This is a genomic window from Paenarthrobacter sp. 2TAF44 (genome assembly GCF_052114885.1).
Classification (GTDB): Bacteria; Actinomycetota; Actinomycetes; order Actinomycetales; family Micrococcaceae; genus Arthrobacter.
Map to the genome: position 1 here is coordinate 188926 of NZ_JBFRFP010000013.1, position 15184 is coordinate 204109.

Here is a 15184-nt window from a genome sequence, read left to right on the forward strand (position 1 = left end):
TGCTTCGGAGGAAAGTGAAGCACCGGAAGGTGCAGAATGGCTTCTCTGAACACCACCTGCGCGGGTGGCGGAATGGCAGACGCGCTAGCTTGAGGTGCTAGTCCTCGAAAGGGGGTGGGGGTTCAAGTCCCCCTCCGCGCACAAAGAAGGCCCCGGGAAACCGGGGTTTTTTTGTGCCCTCAGCCACCCTGGGTGACGCTTGTCCGATCATTCATACCGTTTGCTAAGCCAACGGCCAGCCCCTCCATGACTCCTGGGCCACCCGTTTGATCTGTCCGGCCGGAAACCATTCCACGTGATAGTCCCGCCGATCATCCATCCACTCCACCAGGCCATAGGTACGGGTGTACTTGATCGCACGTCCGTACACCTCACCAACACGGACAAGCGGTTGGGCACCCTGCTTGAGCTCCATGATCTTGCCATCGTCAGGTTTGGGGTGGTTTGCCTCCGCCTCGGTCTGCAGCATCATGCGGGCAAAGGCTTTGGAGTCTTGCTTGGGTCTCATGGACTAAGAATAGAACATATATTCGAATACGACTGAGTGCATGCACAAAGTCATGGCCTCTCAGTCAGGTCCTCGCAGAATTCAGCAGGTTCCTACAAGGGCGCCACGCCGCCCCTGAAATGACGCCGACCGCTGCGTGGGTTCCACGCCACGTAGTACGAACGCTGCCAAGCCCCGGTTTCCGACTGGATGGTGGAGATGTCAAGCGCCACCCGGGCCGGAAGGAACACAGGCGCTTCAAACGCCACGTCCCAAGTGAAGGCATCCGACTTGACCGCACCGACGTCTGCCAACGCCCGGGAGGCAAGGTACATGCCGTGGGCAATGGACCCTCTCAGACCCAAGGCTTTGGCCGATAGAACGCTCAGGTGGATGGGGTTGAAGTCGCCGGAGACGGCGGCATAGTTACGGCCGATGTCCAGGTCGAGTTGCCACAGGGCCGTAGGGTCCGGCGGAGAAAAGCCGCCATTATCACCGGAGCCACTTGAGTTTCCTGGCTTGTCGATGCCAGGCAGGAAGACCCCTTTCGCAAGGTAAGTGGAAATTCCCCGCCACAGCAGCGCGCCTGACGAACTCGAGCGGACTTCGGCGATGACATCGACTTGCGTCCCCGCCCGATGACCCGACAGGTTCTCCGACCATGACCGGATGTCCAAGGCTTCTGTGAACTGGATGGGAACCCGCTGTTCCACATGGTTCCTGAGGTGGATCATCCCGAGCAATGGCAAGGGAAAGTCATCCCGGTTCATGACACTCATTGACACCGGAAACGCAAGCGCGTGGACGAAACCTGCTGGCAGGATGTCACTGGCGGTCTCCCCCAGAAGGTGCTGGTAGGCGGTGAGATTGGCGACGTCCGCCTGGACTCCCTTGACCTCGTGGCTAGCGGCAGGCAGTGTCGCCTGCCCCGTCGATGACCCCAGGACCCGCCGTCGAGCGGCAGTTGCCGCGGCATTCATGTAGAGCTTGGACAGCGACGGCAGCTCCCCAAGGATGACGGGCTGGGGTTTGCTCATGCTCCCACCATTTGCTGCCCGCACACGCGAAGGACTTCGCCCGAGATTCCTCCCGCGGCATCGCTCGCCAGGAAAGCGATGGCTTCGGCTACGTCCTGGGGCTGGCCACCCTGTCTGAGGGAATTGACCCTTCGCGCTGCTTCCCGGATGGCGAACGGCATCCGGGCCGTCATCTCTGTTTCAATAAACCCTGGCGCAACGGCGTTGATCGTCCCCCCGAAGGACTCCATGAGCGGCGCTGTTGAGCGCACCATTCCGATCACGCCGCCCTTGGACGCGGCATAGTTGGTCTGGCCTCGATTACCCGCAATCCCGCTGGTGGATGCCACCGAAACGATGCGCGGCTTGTCCTTGAAGTGCTCCGATGCCAGGAGGGTCCCGTTGATCCTCAATTGCGCAGCGATGTTGACGGCGATGACAGACTGCCAGCGTCCCTCATCCATGTTGGCCAGGAGCCTGTCGCGGGTGATGCCAGCGTTGTGGACTACGATGTCGAGCCGGCCATGGCGTTCCACTGCGTGGTCGATGATCCGGTGACCGGCGTCGTCGCGGGTGATGTCCAGCTGGAGCGCGGTTCCATGGACCTCGTTGGCGACCGCCGCCAAATGGTCGCCTGTTGCAGGAATATCCACCAGCACAACTTTCGCGCCATCACGGTGGAGCGTACGGGCGATCGCCGCTCCAATGCCCCGCGCTGCACCGGTGACAACGGCAACTTTTCCGGCAAGGGGTTTGTCGGCGTCGAAGGGGAGGCTGCCGGAGGACGAACTGATCGTCAGGAATTGGCCATCCACGTAGGCGGAGCGGCCGGAAAGGAAGAATCGGAGCGCCCCCAGCGTGGATGGGCTGGTGGTGGCTAAGTCCTCGTCAAGAAGAATGCCGTTCGCCGTGGCTCCAGCACGCAATTCCTTGGCCAGTGAACGCAGAAGGCCATCGATGCCCTGCCGGGCGGCGGCCGAAGCGGGCGCAGGTGCCGACCTGGCCGTCCTTGAGACGGTAATGACGCGTCCATTGGGTGCGAGGTCCCGCAAGGAAGCGCCAATTGTCAGGACTGGCTTGCCCAGATCTTCCGGGTGCTGCACGGCGTCGAGGACAACAATGATGGCCCCGAGCTTTTCCTTGGGCAACGCATGACGGCGGATGTCCAGGCCCCAACCAAGAAGCGTGGTGGCGAGGTCATCTGCGCCCAGGCTGTCGCCGTTAACCAGCACCGGCCCCATAATGAGCGGTGCGCCTGGCTGGTGTCGACGCAGCTCAACAGGCTGTGGCAGGCCCAGCCTTTTGGCGACGTCCTTGCCCAGTCCTTTGCTGACGATTTTGGTGTACTTGTCTGTCATCACGCTCCCCTAGGCTGCTTCCAGAATGGCAACAACGCCCTGCCCGCCGGCGGCGCACACGGAAATCAGGCCACGTGCCGGCCTTCCGTCCACGCTCCCCTTGTCATGGAGCATCTTTGCCAGCGAAGCCACAATCCTGCCACCGGTTGCGGCGAATGGGTGGCCGGCAGCGAGCGAGGAACCGTTGATGTTGAGCTTGGCGCGGTCCACCTTTCCCAAAGCGCCGTCCAGCCCCAACCGCGTTCGTCCGAAGTCCTCGTCTTCCCAGGCAGCCAAGGTGCTGAGGACGGTTCCGGCGAAGGCCTCGTGAATTTCGAAGAAGTCGAAGTCCTCCAGAGTCAGCCCATGGCGGGCCAGGAGGCGCGGTACGGCAAAGACCGGCGCCATCAGAAGTCCGTCCTTGCCGTGGACGAAGTCGACGGCGGCCGCCTCACCATCCAGGACGGTGGCGAGTTTGGGCAGGCCCCGGCTGTCCGCCCACTCTTGGGTGGCAAGCAGCACGGTTGCCGCACCGTCGGTCAGTGGCGTCGAATTGCCGGCCGTCATCGTGGCCTTGGATCCCAGGTTCTTGCCAAAGACAGGCTTCAACGTGGAGAGCTTCTCCAATGTGGTGTCCGCCCGCAGATTGGAGTCCCGGTTCAGGCCCCGGTAGGGAGTGATGAGGTCGTCGAAGAAGCCCCGTTCGTAGGCGGCGGCGAGGTTGCGGTGGCTGTTGAACGCGAGTTCATCCTGTGCCTCCCGACTGATCTTCCACTGTGCCGTGGTGAGGGCCTGGTGTTCGCCCATGGAGAGGCCGGTACGTGGTTCGCCGGTGTTGGGAGCATCCGGGGCCAGATCCTTTGGACGGATACGGGCCAGGATCTTCAGCTTCTGGACGGAGGTCTTGGCACGGTTGAGGTCCAGCAGGATCTCCCGCAGCCCCTCGCTGACAGCAATCGGGGCATCGGACGCGGAGTCAACACCACCGGCGATCGCGGAATCGATCTGGCCAAGCTTGATCTTGTTGGCAAGCCCAAGCACGGTTTCCAGTCCCGTTGCACATGCCTGTTGAAGGTCGTATGCAGGTGTCTCTGGAGATAGCGCCGAACCCAGTACCGCCTCCCGGGTGAGGTTGAAGTCCCGTGAATGCTTCAGCACCGCCCCAGCTGCTACTTCACCGATCCGCTCGTCCTGCAACCCGAAGCGGGCGATCAGTCCATCCAGCGCAGCAGTAAGCATGTCCTGGTTGGAGGACTTCAGGTAAGCGCCGCCCGTCCGGGCAAACGGAATCCTGTTGCCTCCAACGATCACGGCAGAACGCGTCCCTTGAATGCCCTTGTTCTGTTCGGCACTCTGCTCTGCGCTTGCGAAGCTGTTTGTACCTGTGTTCGTGCCCGCGGGTCCGTCTGCTGCAGCCATGCTTGACTCCTTCGATGAATACCAGTTACTGATACCCAGCGTACCTGATACGCTGGGTATCGTGAACCGTCGTCGTACAGAATTTCCGCACGCTCCTGCCTCTTCCCGCGCTGGCGCTGTTGATACCGCAGCGGAGTCCGGCAGTGCCGTCCCGGATCCTGCCGTAGATGGGCGTGCTGCCAGGTGGCAGAGCCATCGCGAGGAGCGTCGGCGCGAGCTCATCAAGGCAGCACGCAGGGCTGTGCACGCCTTGGGCAGCGAGGCGTCCATGGAAGACATCGCCGGTGCCGCGGGCACCTCAAAGTCGGTCTACTACCGCTATTTCGGCGATAAGGCAGGCCTTCAACAGGCGATGGGAGAAGTGGTGCTGGGGCAAATGCAGCGCCGCATGAAAGAAGCGGCCCAATTGGCGCAGACGCCACGTGAAGGGCTCTACGCCATGGTCTCGGCCTACCTGCAAATGGCGGAATCCAGCCCCAACGTGTATGCGTTCATCACCCGGCTGACGCCCGGGGAAGCTTCCTCACAGGATGCCATTGCGGCGTCGGGTGCGCTGGGAAACTTCTTCGAACAAATCACGGACATGATCGCCACACCCATGCGGCAGTACCTCGGTACAGAGAAAGAGGCTTTGATCGAGTATTGGCCCACTGCAGCCATTGGGCTCGTTCGGAACGCCGGCGAAATGTGGCTTGGAAGCCCTGCCTCCGAGACGAAACCGAATCAGGCAGCCATGGCCGGACACATCACGGACTGGCTGTGCCTGGGCATCGCACCCGAACTCAAAACAACAACGTGACATGAGCAACGACCCATCAGTTGTAGGAACCAAAGAAGGAATCAACATGACTGAAGTAGTGGACCGGGCGGCATCAGCCCAACAACCCTCAGGCCGCGAGGATGCGGCCACCCGCAATAGCGCATTCGGCACCAGTGGATCCGGAGGCCGTGACTCTGGCAAGCAGGGTGCGGACCCGGTGGTCGATGTCGCTGCGCTGGGTGAGCAGCTCTTGGGCAAGTGGGCCCACATCCGGCACCAAGCCCGCGAAGTAGCAGGTCATCCCGATGTCCAGAAGATCGAAGGCCTGCATCACACGGAACACCGGGCCCGCGTGTTTGAGCAGTTGAAGTTCCTGGTGGATAACAATGCTGTCCACCGGGCGTTCCCCACGCGCCTGGGTGGCTCCGATGATCACGGCGGCAATATTGCCGGATTCGAAGAGCTCGTCACGGCGGACCCCTCCGTGCAGATCAAGGCTGGCGTTCAATGGGGCCTCTTTGGCTCCGCTGTCATGCACCTTGGTACCCGGGAGCACCACGACAAATGGCTCCCCGGCATCATGAGTCTGGCAATTCCGGGTTGTTTCGCGATGACGGAGACGGGCCACGGCTCCGACGTCGCAAGCATCGCCACCACGGCCACCTATGACGAGGGTAGCCAGGAGTTTGTCATCAACACCCCCTTCCGGGCAGCCTGGAAGGACTACATCGGCAACGCCGCGAACGATGGCTTGGCCGCCGTCGTGTTCGCGCAGCTGGTAACCAAGAACGTTAACCACGGCGTCCACGCCTTCTACGTAGAACTGCGCGACCCTACTACCAAAGAATTCCTGCCAGGCATCGGCGGGGAGGATGACGGCATCAAGGGCGGCCTCAACGGCATCGACAACGGCAGGCTCCATTTCACCGATGTCCGTATCCCCCGCACCAACCTCCTGAACCGCTACGGCGACGTAGCTGTGGATGGTACGTATGCGTCAACCATCGAGAGCCCGGGTCGCCGCTTCTTCACGATGCTCGGAACCTTGGTCCAAGGCCGGGTCTCCTTGGACGGTGCAGCTGTGGCAGCAAGCAAGGTTGCGCTCAAAACAGCCATTCAGTACGCCACTGAGCGCCGTCAGTTCAATGCGTCCTCCCCCACTGATGAGGAAGTCCTGCTGGACTATCAGCGTCACCAGCGGCGCCTGTTCACCCGGCTTGCCACGACGTACGCCGCGAGTTTTGCCCACGAGCAGCTCCTGCAAAAGTTCGACGACGTTTTCTCCGGTGCCCACGACACCGACGCCGACCGCCAGGATCTGGAAACCTTGGCGGCAGCGCTGAAGCCCCTCAGCACCTGGCACGCGCTGGACACCCTGCAGGAATGCCGCGAAGCCTGTGGTGGCGCAGGATTCCTGATCGAGAACCGCTTTGCCTCGTTGCGCGCGGACCTCGACGTTTACGTGACTTTTGAAGGCGACAACACCGTCCTGCTGCAGTTGGTGGCCAAGCGCCTCCTTGCCGACTATGCCAAGGAATTCCGCAGCGCGGACTTCGGCGTGCTTGCACGCTATGTAGTGGACCAGGCCGCGGGTGTCGCCTTGCACAGGACGGGCCTTCGCCAGGTTGCCCAGTTCGTAGCCGACACGGGTTCGGTGCAGAAAGCAGCGCTGGCTTTGCGCGACGAGGAAGGCCAGCGGACCCTGCTGACTGACCGCGTGCAGTCCATGGTGGCCGAAGTAGGTGCTGCGCTGAAGGGGGCCAATAAGTTGCCGCAGCATCAGGCGGCAGCCCTGTTCAACCAGCACCAGCATGAACTCATCGAAGCCGCCCAAGCCCATGCAGAGCTCCTTCAATGGGAAGCCTTCACGGAGGCCCTGGCTGAGGTTTCCGATGAGGGAACCAAGCGGGTCCTCACTTGGCTGCGGGACCTGTTCGGACTGTCGCTCATTGAGAAGCACCTGTCCTGGTATCTCATGAATGGGCGGCTCTCGATGCAACGCGGCCGGACCGTGGGGACCTACATCAACCGGTTGCTGGTCAAGATCCGTCCCCACGCGCTGGACCTCGTGGACGCGTTTGGCTACGGTCCCGAGCACCTGCGCGCAGCCATCGCCACCGGCGCTGAAGCAAGCCGCCAGGATGAGGCCAGCACGCACTTCCGTAAACAGCGGGCCAGCGGCTCCGCACCAGCCGACGAGAAGTCACTACTGGCCCTGAAAGCGTCAAAGTCGCGGTAACAGTACGAGATTTCCCGTCAGTGAACTTTTTAGGAAGTTTCGCCAAACCACGACGGCGCCGTCCCCCGCTCAAGGGGGCGGCGCCGTCGTGGTCTTGACTGCTTTTCCGGACGGGCCGGGCTGAGTTAAGGGTGCTCAGTTAAGAACGGAGCGGTATACCTCAAGGGTGGTTTCAGTGATCGATTCCCACGAGAAATGTTCCTCGGCGCGGCGCCTGCCGGCCATGCCCATCTTGCGGGCGCGCTCTGGATCTGCCACTACCTCGTTCAGGGCTGCAGCGAAGTCGGCCACAAATTTCTGTGGATCCAGCGGCGTCCCGGTACCGTCGGTAACCTGCTCCAAAGGGACCAGCAAGCCGGTTTCGCCATGCTGGACAACCTCTGGAATGCCGCCGGTTGCGCTTGCCACCACAGCGGCGCCGCAAGCCATTGCTTCAAGGTTCACGATGCCCAACGGTTCGTAGATGGAGGGGCAGGCGAATGCGGTGGCATGGCTGAGGACCTGGATGAGTTCCCGGCGCGGCAGCATCCGCTCAATGAGGATCACGCCCTCACGCTTGCTTTGGAGCTCCTCAATGAGGCGTGCTGTTTCAGCTGCCAATTCGGGAGTATCAGCTGCGCCCAGGCAGAGGACCAGTTGAACATCGGCGGGAAGGCTGGACGCTGCGCGCAGCAGGTAGGGGACGCCCTTTTGGCGGGTGTTCCGGCCAACGAACACCACACTTGGCTTGGCGGGATCTATGCCCAGCGCGCGGATGGCGTCGTCCTCTTCGTCCCGTTCCCACAGGGAAACGTCGATGCCGTTGTGGACAACCCTGACCTTGGCCGGGTCAACTTCGGGGTAGCTGCGCAGGATGTCCTGCCGCATTCCATCGGATACGGCGATGATCGCCGCAGCAGCTTCGTAGGCTGTCTTCTCCACCCATGAAGACAACGCGTAGCCGCCGCCGAGCTGTTCGGCCTTCCATGGACGCAACGGCTCCAGGCTGTGGGCGCTCAGTACATGGGGAATGCCATGCAGCAGCGAAGCGAGGTGTCCTGCCATGTTGGCGTACCAGGTGTGCGAGTGGACGAGATCCGCTCCCGCAATGTCCGGAACGATCCGAAGATCCACGCCCAACGTCTGGAGGGCAGCATTGGCATCGCCGAGGTCCTGGGGTGTGGCATAGGAGGCCACGGTGGCCCCATGGTAGTCGGCATCACGTGGGGCGCCAAACGCCCGGACATGAAGATCCACGTGCTTCGCCAGCACACGGCTGAGCTCGGCAACGTGGACACCGGCACCGCCATAAATTTCCGGAGGGAATTCTTTAGTCACAATGTCTATTCGCACGTTACCCAACGTAGTCGTTCCGGCTTATGTGTTCTAGTGTGAAAGGGTCCGGAAAATCGGACTTTTGGGGGCTACGAAGACGTACGGGGAGCTATGACCATGGCGTTGAAGAAAGTATTGGCAATCGTGTTGGCTGGCGGCGAAGGCAATCGCCTCATGCCTTTGACGGCGGATAGGGCCAAGCCAGCAGTTCCGTTCGCCGGGGGCTACAGGCTTATTGACTTTGCACTATCGAATCTGGTCAATTCGGGATATTTGAAAATCGTGGTTCTGACGCAGTATAAATCGCACAGCCTTGACCGACATATCTCCGAGACCTGGCGCATGTCCACACAGTTGGGCCGCTATGTAGCTTCCGTTCCGGCGCAGCAGCGCGTCGGCAAGAGCTGGTTCCTTGGCAGCGCCAACGCCATCTATCAGTCGCTGAACCTCATTCACGACGACGCTCCGGACATCGTGGTTGTGGTCGGCGCAGACCACGTTTACCGCATGGATTTCTCCCAAATGGTGGAACAGCACATTGCCAGTGGCGCGAAGGCTACCGTAGCAGCCGTGCGACAGCCGCTGAACATGGCCAACCAATTCGGTGTGATTGAAGTTGACCAGAACGATCCCCAGAAGATCGGGGCATTCGTGGAGAAGCCGGCCAGCACGCCAGGACTTGCGGCCGATCCCACCCAGTTCCTCGCCTCCATGGGCAACTATGTCTTCAATGCCGACGCCCTCGTTGAGGCGCTTCATGTTGACGCTGAGCGACTGGATACCAAGCACGACATGGGCGGGGACATCATTCCCTACTTCGTGGACAAGGGTGAGGCCGGAGTCTATGACTTCACGCTCAACGACATCCCTGGTGCAACGGAACGTGACCGTACTTACTGGCGGGACGTTGGCACCATCGACTCCTTCTACGACGCCCACGTTGACCTTATCTCCCCCGTTCCCATCTTTAATCTCTACAACTCCGAATGGCCCATCTACACCCGCCAGAGCATTTCCCCTCCCGCCAAGTTTGTCCGCGGTGGAAACAGCACGGTGGGTACCGCCCTGGACTCCATCGTGGCCAGCGGTGTGGTCATCTCAGGCGGGATCGTTGAAGGTTCGGTGCTCTCCAACGACGTCTTCGTGGAGGCGGGGAGCCGTGTCCAGGACTCGGTACTGATGGATAAGGTCCGCGTCGGCGAAGGTGCCGTGATCAAGCGGGCAATCCTGGACAAGAATGTCAAGGTCCCTGCCGGCGCCGCTATCGGACTGGACCCGGCATTGGACAAGGCCCGTGGATATAAGGTCACGGAATCCGGGATCACAGTCCTTGCCAAGGGACAGCTTGTACCTGAACCTGGCGAAGAGGAGCTCGCGTTGTCCGCAGAGTACCGCCGGGGCCTGCCGGAAGCCGTTAAGGCTGCGACGCAGGATGACCCCGATATCCGGGATTCTGCAGAAAAGGTAGCTGCCGGAATCCAGGCCCGGGTAGTAGACGCAGCGTCAAACGGCGCTGGCCGCTAGGCTCCCCTTCATCACCGGTTGCGCTGGTAGAACCCGAGGCAGGCCCCAGGCTCCCAAGGCTGTAAAATCAGGTCAATGAGCTCCACCGATCTGACGCCTGAAGAGATCCAGGCCTGCCTCAAGGTTCTGACCACAATCCACGTCTATGACGAGGAGCACCCGGACTACGTCGCGGTCCGCCGCGCAACGGGCAAAATGTTCAAAGCCGTCAAGCGGCACCGCCGCGTCACCAAGCGGGATCTGATCGCGGAAGCGGACCGTGCAGTCATTGCCCTCACGGCAACAGCTGCACCGGACCGCATTGACGACGAAACCCGCGGCAACAAGCTCGCTCCTTCAGCGACCGGCGAGGTCGCGGGTCACCTGATCCGTTCACGCCCGTGCTACATCTGCAAGCAGCACTACACCCAGGTGGATGCGTTCTACCACCAGCTGTGCCCCGAGTGCGCTGCGTTCAGCCACAGCAAACGCGATGCCCGCACGGACCTCACGGGTCGCAATGCCCTGTTGACCGGTGGCCGCGCCAAGATTGGTATGTACATTGCGCTCCGCCTGCTCAGGGATGGTGCCCACACCACCATCACAACGCGCTTCCCCAAAGACGCGGCACGTCGGTTTGCGGCCATGGAAGACAGCGCGGATTGGCTGCACCGTCTACGGATCGTTGGCATCGACCTCCGTGATCCCGCCCAGGTGATGGCCCTTACGGACTCCCTGAACAAGGCCGGTCCGCTGGATATCATCATCAACAATGCCGCGCAAACCGTGCGGCGGACCGGTAACGCCTACAAACCCTTGGTTGACGCCGAGGACGAGCCCTTGCCGGCGGCATTGGAGGCTTCCAACGGAGGGCCCGAGCTTGTCACGTTCGGCCACGCCCATGACAAGCATCCACTGGCCCTGGCCAGCAGCGTCACCGAACATCCTGTCCTTGCCGGAGACGCGATCACTTCCCTGGCGCTCTCTACAGGCTCGGCGTCTTTGGCCCGGATTGAATCCGGAACGGCTATCGATGCCGGCGGGCTGGTGCCGGACCTCGCCACCATCAACAGCTGGACGCAAGTAGTGGACGAAGTGGATCCGCTCGAAATGCTCGAAGTGCAGCTGTGCAACGTCACAGCTCCGTTCCTGTTGGTCAGCCGCCTCCGCGATGCCATGAAACGCTCAACGGCGAGGCGAAAGTACATCGTGAACGTTTCGGCCATGGAGGGGCAGTTCTCCCGTGCCTACAAGGGTCCGGGGCATCCTCACACCAACATGGCCAAAGCTGCCTTGAACATGATGACGCGCACCAGTGCGCAGGAAATGTTGGATTCCGATGGCATCCTCATGACTGCCGTGGACACCGGTTGGATCACCGATGAACGTCCGCATTACACCAAGGTGCGGCTGATGGAAGAAGGATTCCACGCGCCCTTGGACCTGGTGGACGGTGCTGCCCGCGTGTATGACCCCATCGTGATGGGTGAGAATGGCGAGGACCAGTATGGAGTGTTCCTCAAGGACTACAAGCCCTCCCCCTGGTAGATCAAAAAATCCTCGACTTGTGAACAGATATGGCCCCCAAGTGCTTTCTTGGGGGCCATATCTGTTCATTAACCGCTTATGCGAGGCGGGTGATCTCCACGGAAACGGATAGCCCCGAACCTCCGCCGCCGGACAAAATACCTTTCAGCGGCGGAACATCCCGGTAATCCCGTCCCCTCGCCACGGTCACGTGGTAGTCGCCGGCAGGCTTATGGTTGGTGGGATCCCAGCTTCGCCACTCCCCGTCCCACCACTCCAGCCAGGCGTGGGACTGCCCGGCAACCGTTTCGCCGATGTCAGCGGACGATCGCGGATGGATGTATCCGGAAACGTAGCGCGCTGGAATGCCCCGGCTACGCAATGCACCAATGGCCAAATGGGCAAGGTCCTGGCAGACACCCTGGCGTTGGGTCCACGCCTGCTCGGCATTCGTCGTGACACCCGTGGTGCCCTTCATGTACGTCATCTCGCCGGCCATCCAGGAAAAGACCGCCAAGGCCGCCTCATGGGGGTTCTTACCGTCGACTACCCCTGGGATGATGCCGAGGACTTCCTCGCCCGGACCGCTCAAGCGGGACTGGGGCAGCCAATCGCTGAAATCGTCCTGGACCTTCTCCGAGGCGATGACGTCCCAGCCCACGATGTCGTCCTCGGTTGCCACGCGCTCGGTCCGGTGCACTTCCACCGTGGCCGTTGCAAGGACTTCGAGGCTCTCGTGGGGCATCTGCATATCGAAGGCGGTGACCCGCGTGCCCCAGTAGTCGCGGTACGTGCTGACCGAGGCCTGGTTGGGTGAAACCTTCAGCGAGGACTCCAGGACCACCTGCTGGCCGTCCGTCAACGGAGTCATCCGCGCCTCGTTGTAGGACAACGTCACGCGTCGGTTGTATTTGTACGCCGTCTTGTGGACGATGCTCAGCCGGGTCATGAAACTTCTCCCACCCAGGCGTGCTCATCAGCCTGATTGAAGTACTTACGGGAAATCGCGTCCGAAGCCTGGGTCACGGCCTTCTGCACACGTTCCATATGCTCTGGCAATTCGGACATCAGGTCATCCGTCCGGTGGAACTCAAGGAACGTTCTGGCCTGCCCGACAATCCGACGCGCATCATTGATGAAGCCGACCCGCTGTGCTGAAGGATCCAGCTTTGCCAGGCACTCGTCCGCGTCGCGCAGGGCGTAGACGATCGAGCGCGGGAACAAACGGTCCAGAAGGAGGAACTCGGCTGCGTGCTGGTCGCCAAATGCGGCCCTCCGGGTCCGGATGAAGGACTCATAGGCTCCGGCGCAGCGCAGCATGTTCACCCACGACATTCCCGCGGACTGCACATCCCGCGTGGACAGCATGCGTGCTGTCATGTCGGCACGCTCAAGGGAACGCCCGAGCACCATGAACAGCCAGCTCTCGTCATGGCTGACGGTGGTGTCGGCCAGGCCGCGCACCATGGCGGTCCGCTCAAGGACCCAGTTGCAGAAACGGTAGGTTCCCACGACGTCCTTGCGATGCTGGCTGAGGCCGTAATACGTAGTGTTGAGGCTTTCCCAGAGTGACTGCGAGACGGTCTCCCGCGCCCTGCGCGCATTCTCACGTGCGGCGCCAAGCGAGCCCGCGATGGAGGATGCGCTCTGCTTGTCATAGGCAAGTGCGTGCAGCAACTCCGGCAGGCCGAAGTCTTCGCTTTGTGGTTTTGCGCCCATTACGGCGAGGAGTTCGCGGGCCACACTGCGTTGCTCCTCAAGGGGCAGGTGGTTCAAGCGCTCCAGGTGCACGTCCAGGATCCTGGCAGTGCCGTCGGCCCGCTCCACATAGCGTCCGATCCAGAAAAGTGACTCGGCAATACGGCTCAGCATGAAACTGCGCCTCCTTCGCGTGGTGCTTGTCGAAGTTCAGGGTTTGATCGAGAAGGGATTCCGCTGAGGCCTGCGATCCGGCTCACTGCTGCTGCTCCGTTTGGCGGTCCCGCCAATTGCTTTCCACGGGCCACACAGAAACCTGCTCGCGCACCGTCACGGACTGGCGGGGAATGATCTCGGCAGGCATTTGTGGCGAATTGGCCAACACCCAGGTGTCTTTGGAACCACCGCCCTGGCTGGAATTCACAATCAGGGAACCTTCCTTGAGCGCCACACGCGTCAGGCCGCCGGGAAGGACCCAGACGTCGTCGCCGTCGTTGACCGCAAAGGGGCGGAGGTCCACGTGCCGCGGCCCGAATTTGTCTCCGGAGAGCGTGGGGACAGTGGAGAGCTGAAGAACGGGCTGTGCGATCCAGCCGCGCGGATCTGCAATCACGCGCTTCCGCAAAGCGTCAAGCTCTTCCTTGGAAGCATCCGGACCGATGACCAGGCCCTTGCCGCCCGAACCATCGACGGGCTTGACCACAAGCTCCTCCAAGCGGTCCAGAACATGTTCCCTGGCTTCCTTTTCTTCAAGCCGGAAAGTGTCGACGTTGGCGATGATTGGCTCTTCGTGAAGGTAGTACCGGATCAGGTCAGGCACGTAACTGTACACGAGCTTGTCGTCGGCTACGCCGTTGCCAACGGCGTTGGCGATGGTGACGCCACCAGCGCGGGCGGCGTTGACCAGGCCAGGGCAACCAAGCATGGAATCGGAACGGAACTGCAGCGGATCCAGGAAGTCGTCGTCGATTCGCTTATAGATGACATCCACGCGCTGTTCGCCGGCTGTGGTCCGCATGTACACACGGTTGCCGCGGCAGATCAGGTCCCGGCCTTCCACCAATTCCACGCCCATGAGTCCGGCAAGGAGGGTGTGCTCAAAATAAGCGCTGTTGAACACGCCAGGTGTGAGCACCACAACCGTGGGATCGTCGACGCCGGCCGGTGCGGTCTTGCGCAGCGCTGAGAGGAGCCTGCGGGGGTACTCCTCCACCGGCCGGATGTGTTGTTGGCCAAATGCCTCCGGCAGGCCCTTTGCCATGGCACGGCGGTTCTCCAGTACGTAGCTCACGCCGGAGGGGACCCGGACGTTGTCCTCGAGGACACGGAAGGTACCTTCGGCATCACGGACGACGTCGATGCCTGAGACGTGGACGCGAACACCACCGGAAGGCTCGAAGCCGTGAACCGCACGGTGGAAATGGGCGCTTGTGGTGACGAGTTGCCGGGGAATGACGCCATCAGCCACCACGGCCATCCGGCCATACACATCGTTGAGGAATGCTTCAAGGGCCTTGACCCGCTGCGCCACGCCGCGCTCAAGGACGTCCCACTCATCGGCGGGGATAACGCGCGGGACGATATCCAGCGGGAATGGCCGCTCCTCCCCCGCGTAGTCGAACGTCACACCGCGGTCCAGGAACGTACGTGCCATGGAATCGGCGCGGGCGGTGACATCGGCCAGGGAAAGTTCGCGCAGTGCACCGGAGACCTGACCGTAGGATTTTCTGGCGACGTGGCCGGGAGCGAACATCTCGTCGTAGGCACCGCTGCGCGCAGCGGCCTCGGAATAATCCTGAAATAGGTCAGACATGGGAATTAGACAATCACCTTTTTGAGTCAAGCGCATTTCGCACTGATTGTGTCGCGGTTTCCGGAGACTCC

At 61.6% G+C, this 15184-nt stretch carries 12 protein-coding genes and 1 tRNA gene; 5 read left to right on the forward strand and 8 right to left on the reverse strand.

Annotated elements, in window-relative coordinates; genetic code table 11:
• Nucleotides 1–58: 58 nt before the first annotated feature.
• A tRNA-Leu gene (locus AB4Z15_RS14625) sits at nt 59–141 on the forward strand.
• An 82-nt stretch (nt 142–223) separates the two neighbouring features.
• Here AB4Z15_RS14625 and AB4Z15_RS14630 read toward each other — a convergent pair.
• The 4 genes from AB4Z15_RS14630 to AB4Z15_RS14645 form a co-directional block, all read right to left on the reverse strand.
• A complete protein-coding gene (locus AB4Z15_RS14630) occupies nt 224–508 on the reverse strand; it encodes a hypothetical protein (RefSeq protein WP_442017836.1) in 285 nt (94 codons plus the stop codon).
• 92 nt (nt 509–600) lie between these two features.
• Nucleotides 601–1524, reverse strand: a complete 924-nt coding sequence (locus AB4Z15_RS14635; RefSeq protein ID WP_442017837.1) for a MaoC/PaaZ C-terminal domain-containing protein — start codon at nt 1522–1524, stop codon at nt 601–603.
• Nucleotides 1521–2861 carry a 3-oxoacyl-ACP reductase gene (locus AB4Z15_RS14640; protein WP_442017838.1) on the reverse strand — a complete coding sequence of 447 codons (1341 nt, stop codon included), beginning with the start codon at nt 2859–2861 and terminating at the stop codon, nt 1521–1523. The genes AB4Z15_RS14635 and AB4Z15_RS14640 overlap by 4 nt, the downstream gene beginning before the upstream one ends.
• A 9-nt stretch (nt 2862–2870) precedes the next feature.
• The gene (locus AB4Z15_RS14645; RefSeq protein ID WP_442017839.1) at nt 2871–4259 is read right to left on the reverse strand and encodes an acetyl-CoA C-acetyltransferase; all 1389 of its coding nucleotides are present in this window, start codon (nt 4257–4259) and stop codon (nt 2871–2873) included.
• Between AB4Z15_RS14645 and AB4Z15_RS14650 the strand changes: the two genes are divergently transcribed.
• Both AB4Z15_RS14650 and AB4Z15_RS14655 read left to right on the forward strand, forming a co-directional pair.
• The gene (locus tag AB4Z15_RS14650) at nt 4258–5058 is read left to right on the forward strand and encodes a TetR family transcriptional regulator (protein WP_442017840.1); all 801 of its coding nucleotides are present in this window, start codon (nt 4258–4260) and stop codon (nt 5056–5058) included. The two genes, AB4Z15_RS14645 and AB4Z15_RS14650, sit on opposite strands and share 2 nt — an antisense overlap.
• 46 nt (nt 5059–5104) lie before the next feature.
• Entirely contained in the window at nt 5105–7258 is a 2154-nt protein-coding gene (locus AB4Z15_RS14655) for an acyl-CoA dehydrogenase family protein (RefSeq protein WP_442017841.1), read from the forward strand.
• A gap of 135 nt (nt 7259–7393) precedes the next feature.
• Here AB4Z15_RS14655 and glgA read toward each other — a convergent pair whose 3' ends face one another.
• The gene (gene glgA / locus AB4Z15_RS14660) at nt 7394–8590 is read right to left on the reverse strand and encodes a glycogen synthase (protein WP_442017842.1); all 1197 of its coding nucleotides are present in this window, start codon (nt 8588–8590) and stop codon (nt 7394–7396) included.
• A 93-nt stretch (nt 8591–8683) separates the two neighbouring features.
• Between glgA and glgC the strand changes: the two genes are divergently transcribed.
• Both glgC and AB4Z15_RS14670 read left to right on the forward strand, forming a co-directional pair.
• Nucleotides 8684–10096, forward strand: coding sequence for a glucose-1-phosphate adenylyltransferase (gene glgC / locus AB4Z15_RS14665; RefSeq protein ID WP_442005354.1), 1413 nt, complete (start codon nt 8684–8686; stop codon nt 10094–10096).
• Between the two features lie 75 nt (nt 10097–10171).
• Nucleotides 10172–11623 (forward strand): SDR family NAD(P)-dependent oxidoreductase, encoded by a 1452-nt coding sequence (locus AB4Z15_RS14670; protein WP_442017843.1) that lies wholly within the window; start codon nt 10172–10174, stop codon nt 11621–11623.
• A 76-nt stretch (nt 11624–11699) separates the two neighbouring features.
• Here the strand turns inward: AB4Z15_RS14670 and AB4Z15_RS14675 are convergent, their stop codons facing one another.
• From AB4Z15_RS14675 to AB4Z15_RS14685, 3 genes are all read right to left on the reverse strand, one after another.
• Complete coding sequence (locus AB4Z15_RS14675) at nt 11700–12551, reverse strand: transglutaminase family protein (protein WP_442005356.1); 852 nt, start codon at nt 12549–12551, stop codon at nt 11700–11702.
• Nucleotides 12548–13474: an alpha-E domain-containing protein gene (locus tag AB4Z15_RS14680; RefSeq protein ID WP_216925742.1), complete on the reverse strand. Its 927-nt coding sequence runs from the start codon at nt 13472–13474 to the stop codon at nt 12548–12550. The genes AB4Z15_RS14675 and AB4Z15_RS14680 overlap by 4 nt, the downstream gene beginning before the upstream one ends.
• An 82-nt stretch (nt 13475–13556) precedes the next feature.
• Nucleotides 13557–15113: a circularly permuted type 2 ATP-grasp protein gene (locus AB4Z15_RS14685; RefSeq protein ID WP_442005357.1), complete on the reverse strand. Its 1557-nt coding sequence runs from the start codon at nt 15111–15113 to the stop codon at nt 13557–13559.
• Nucleotides 15114–15184 lie beyond the last annotated feature (71 nt).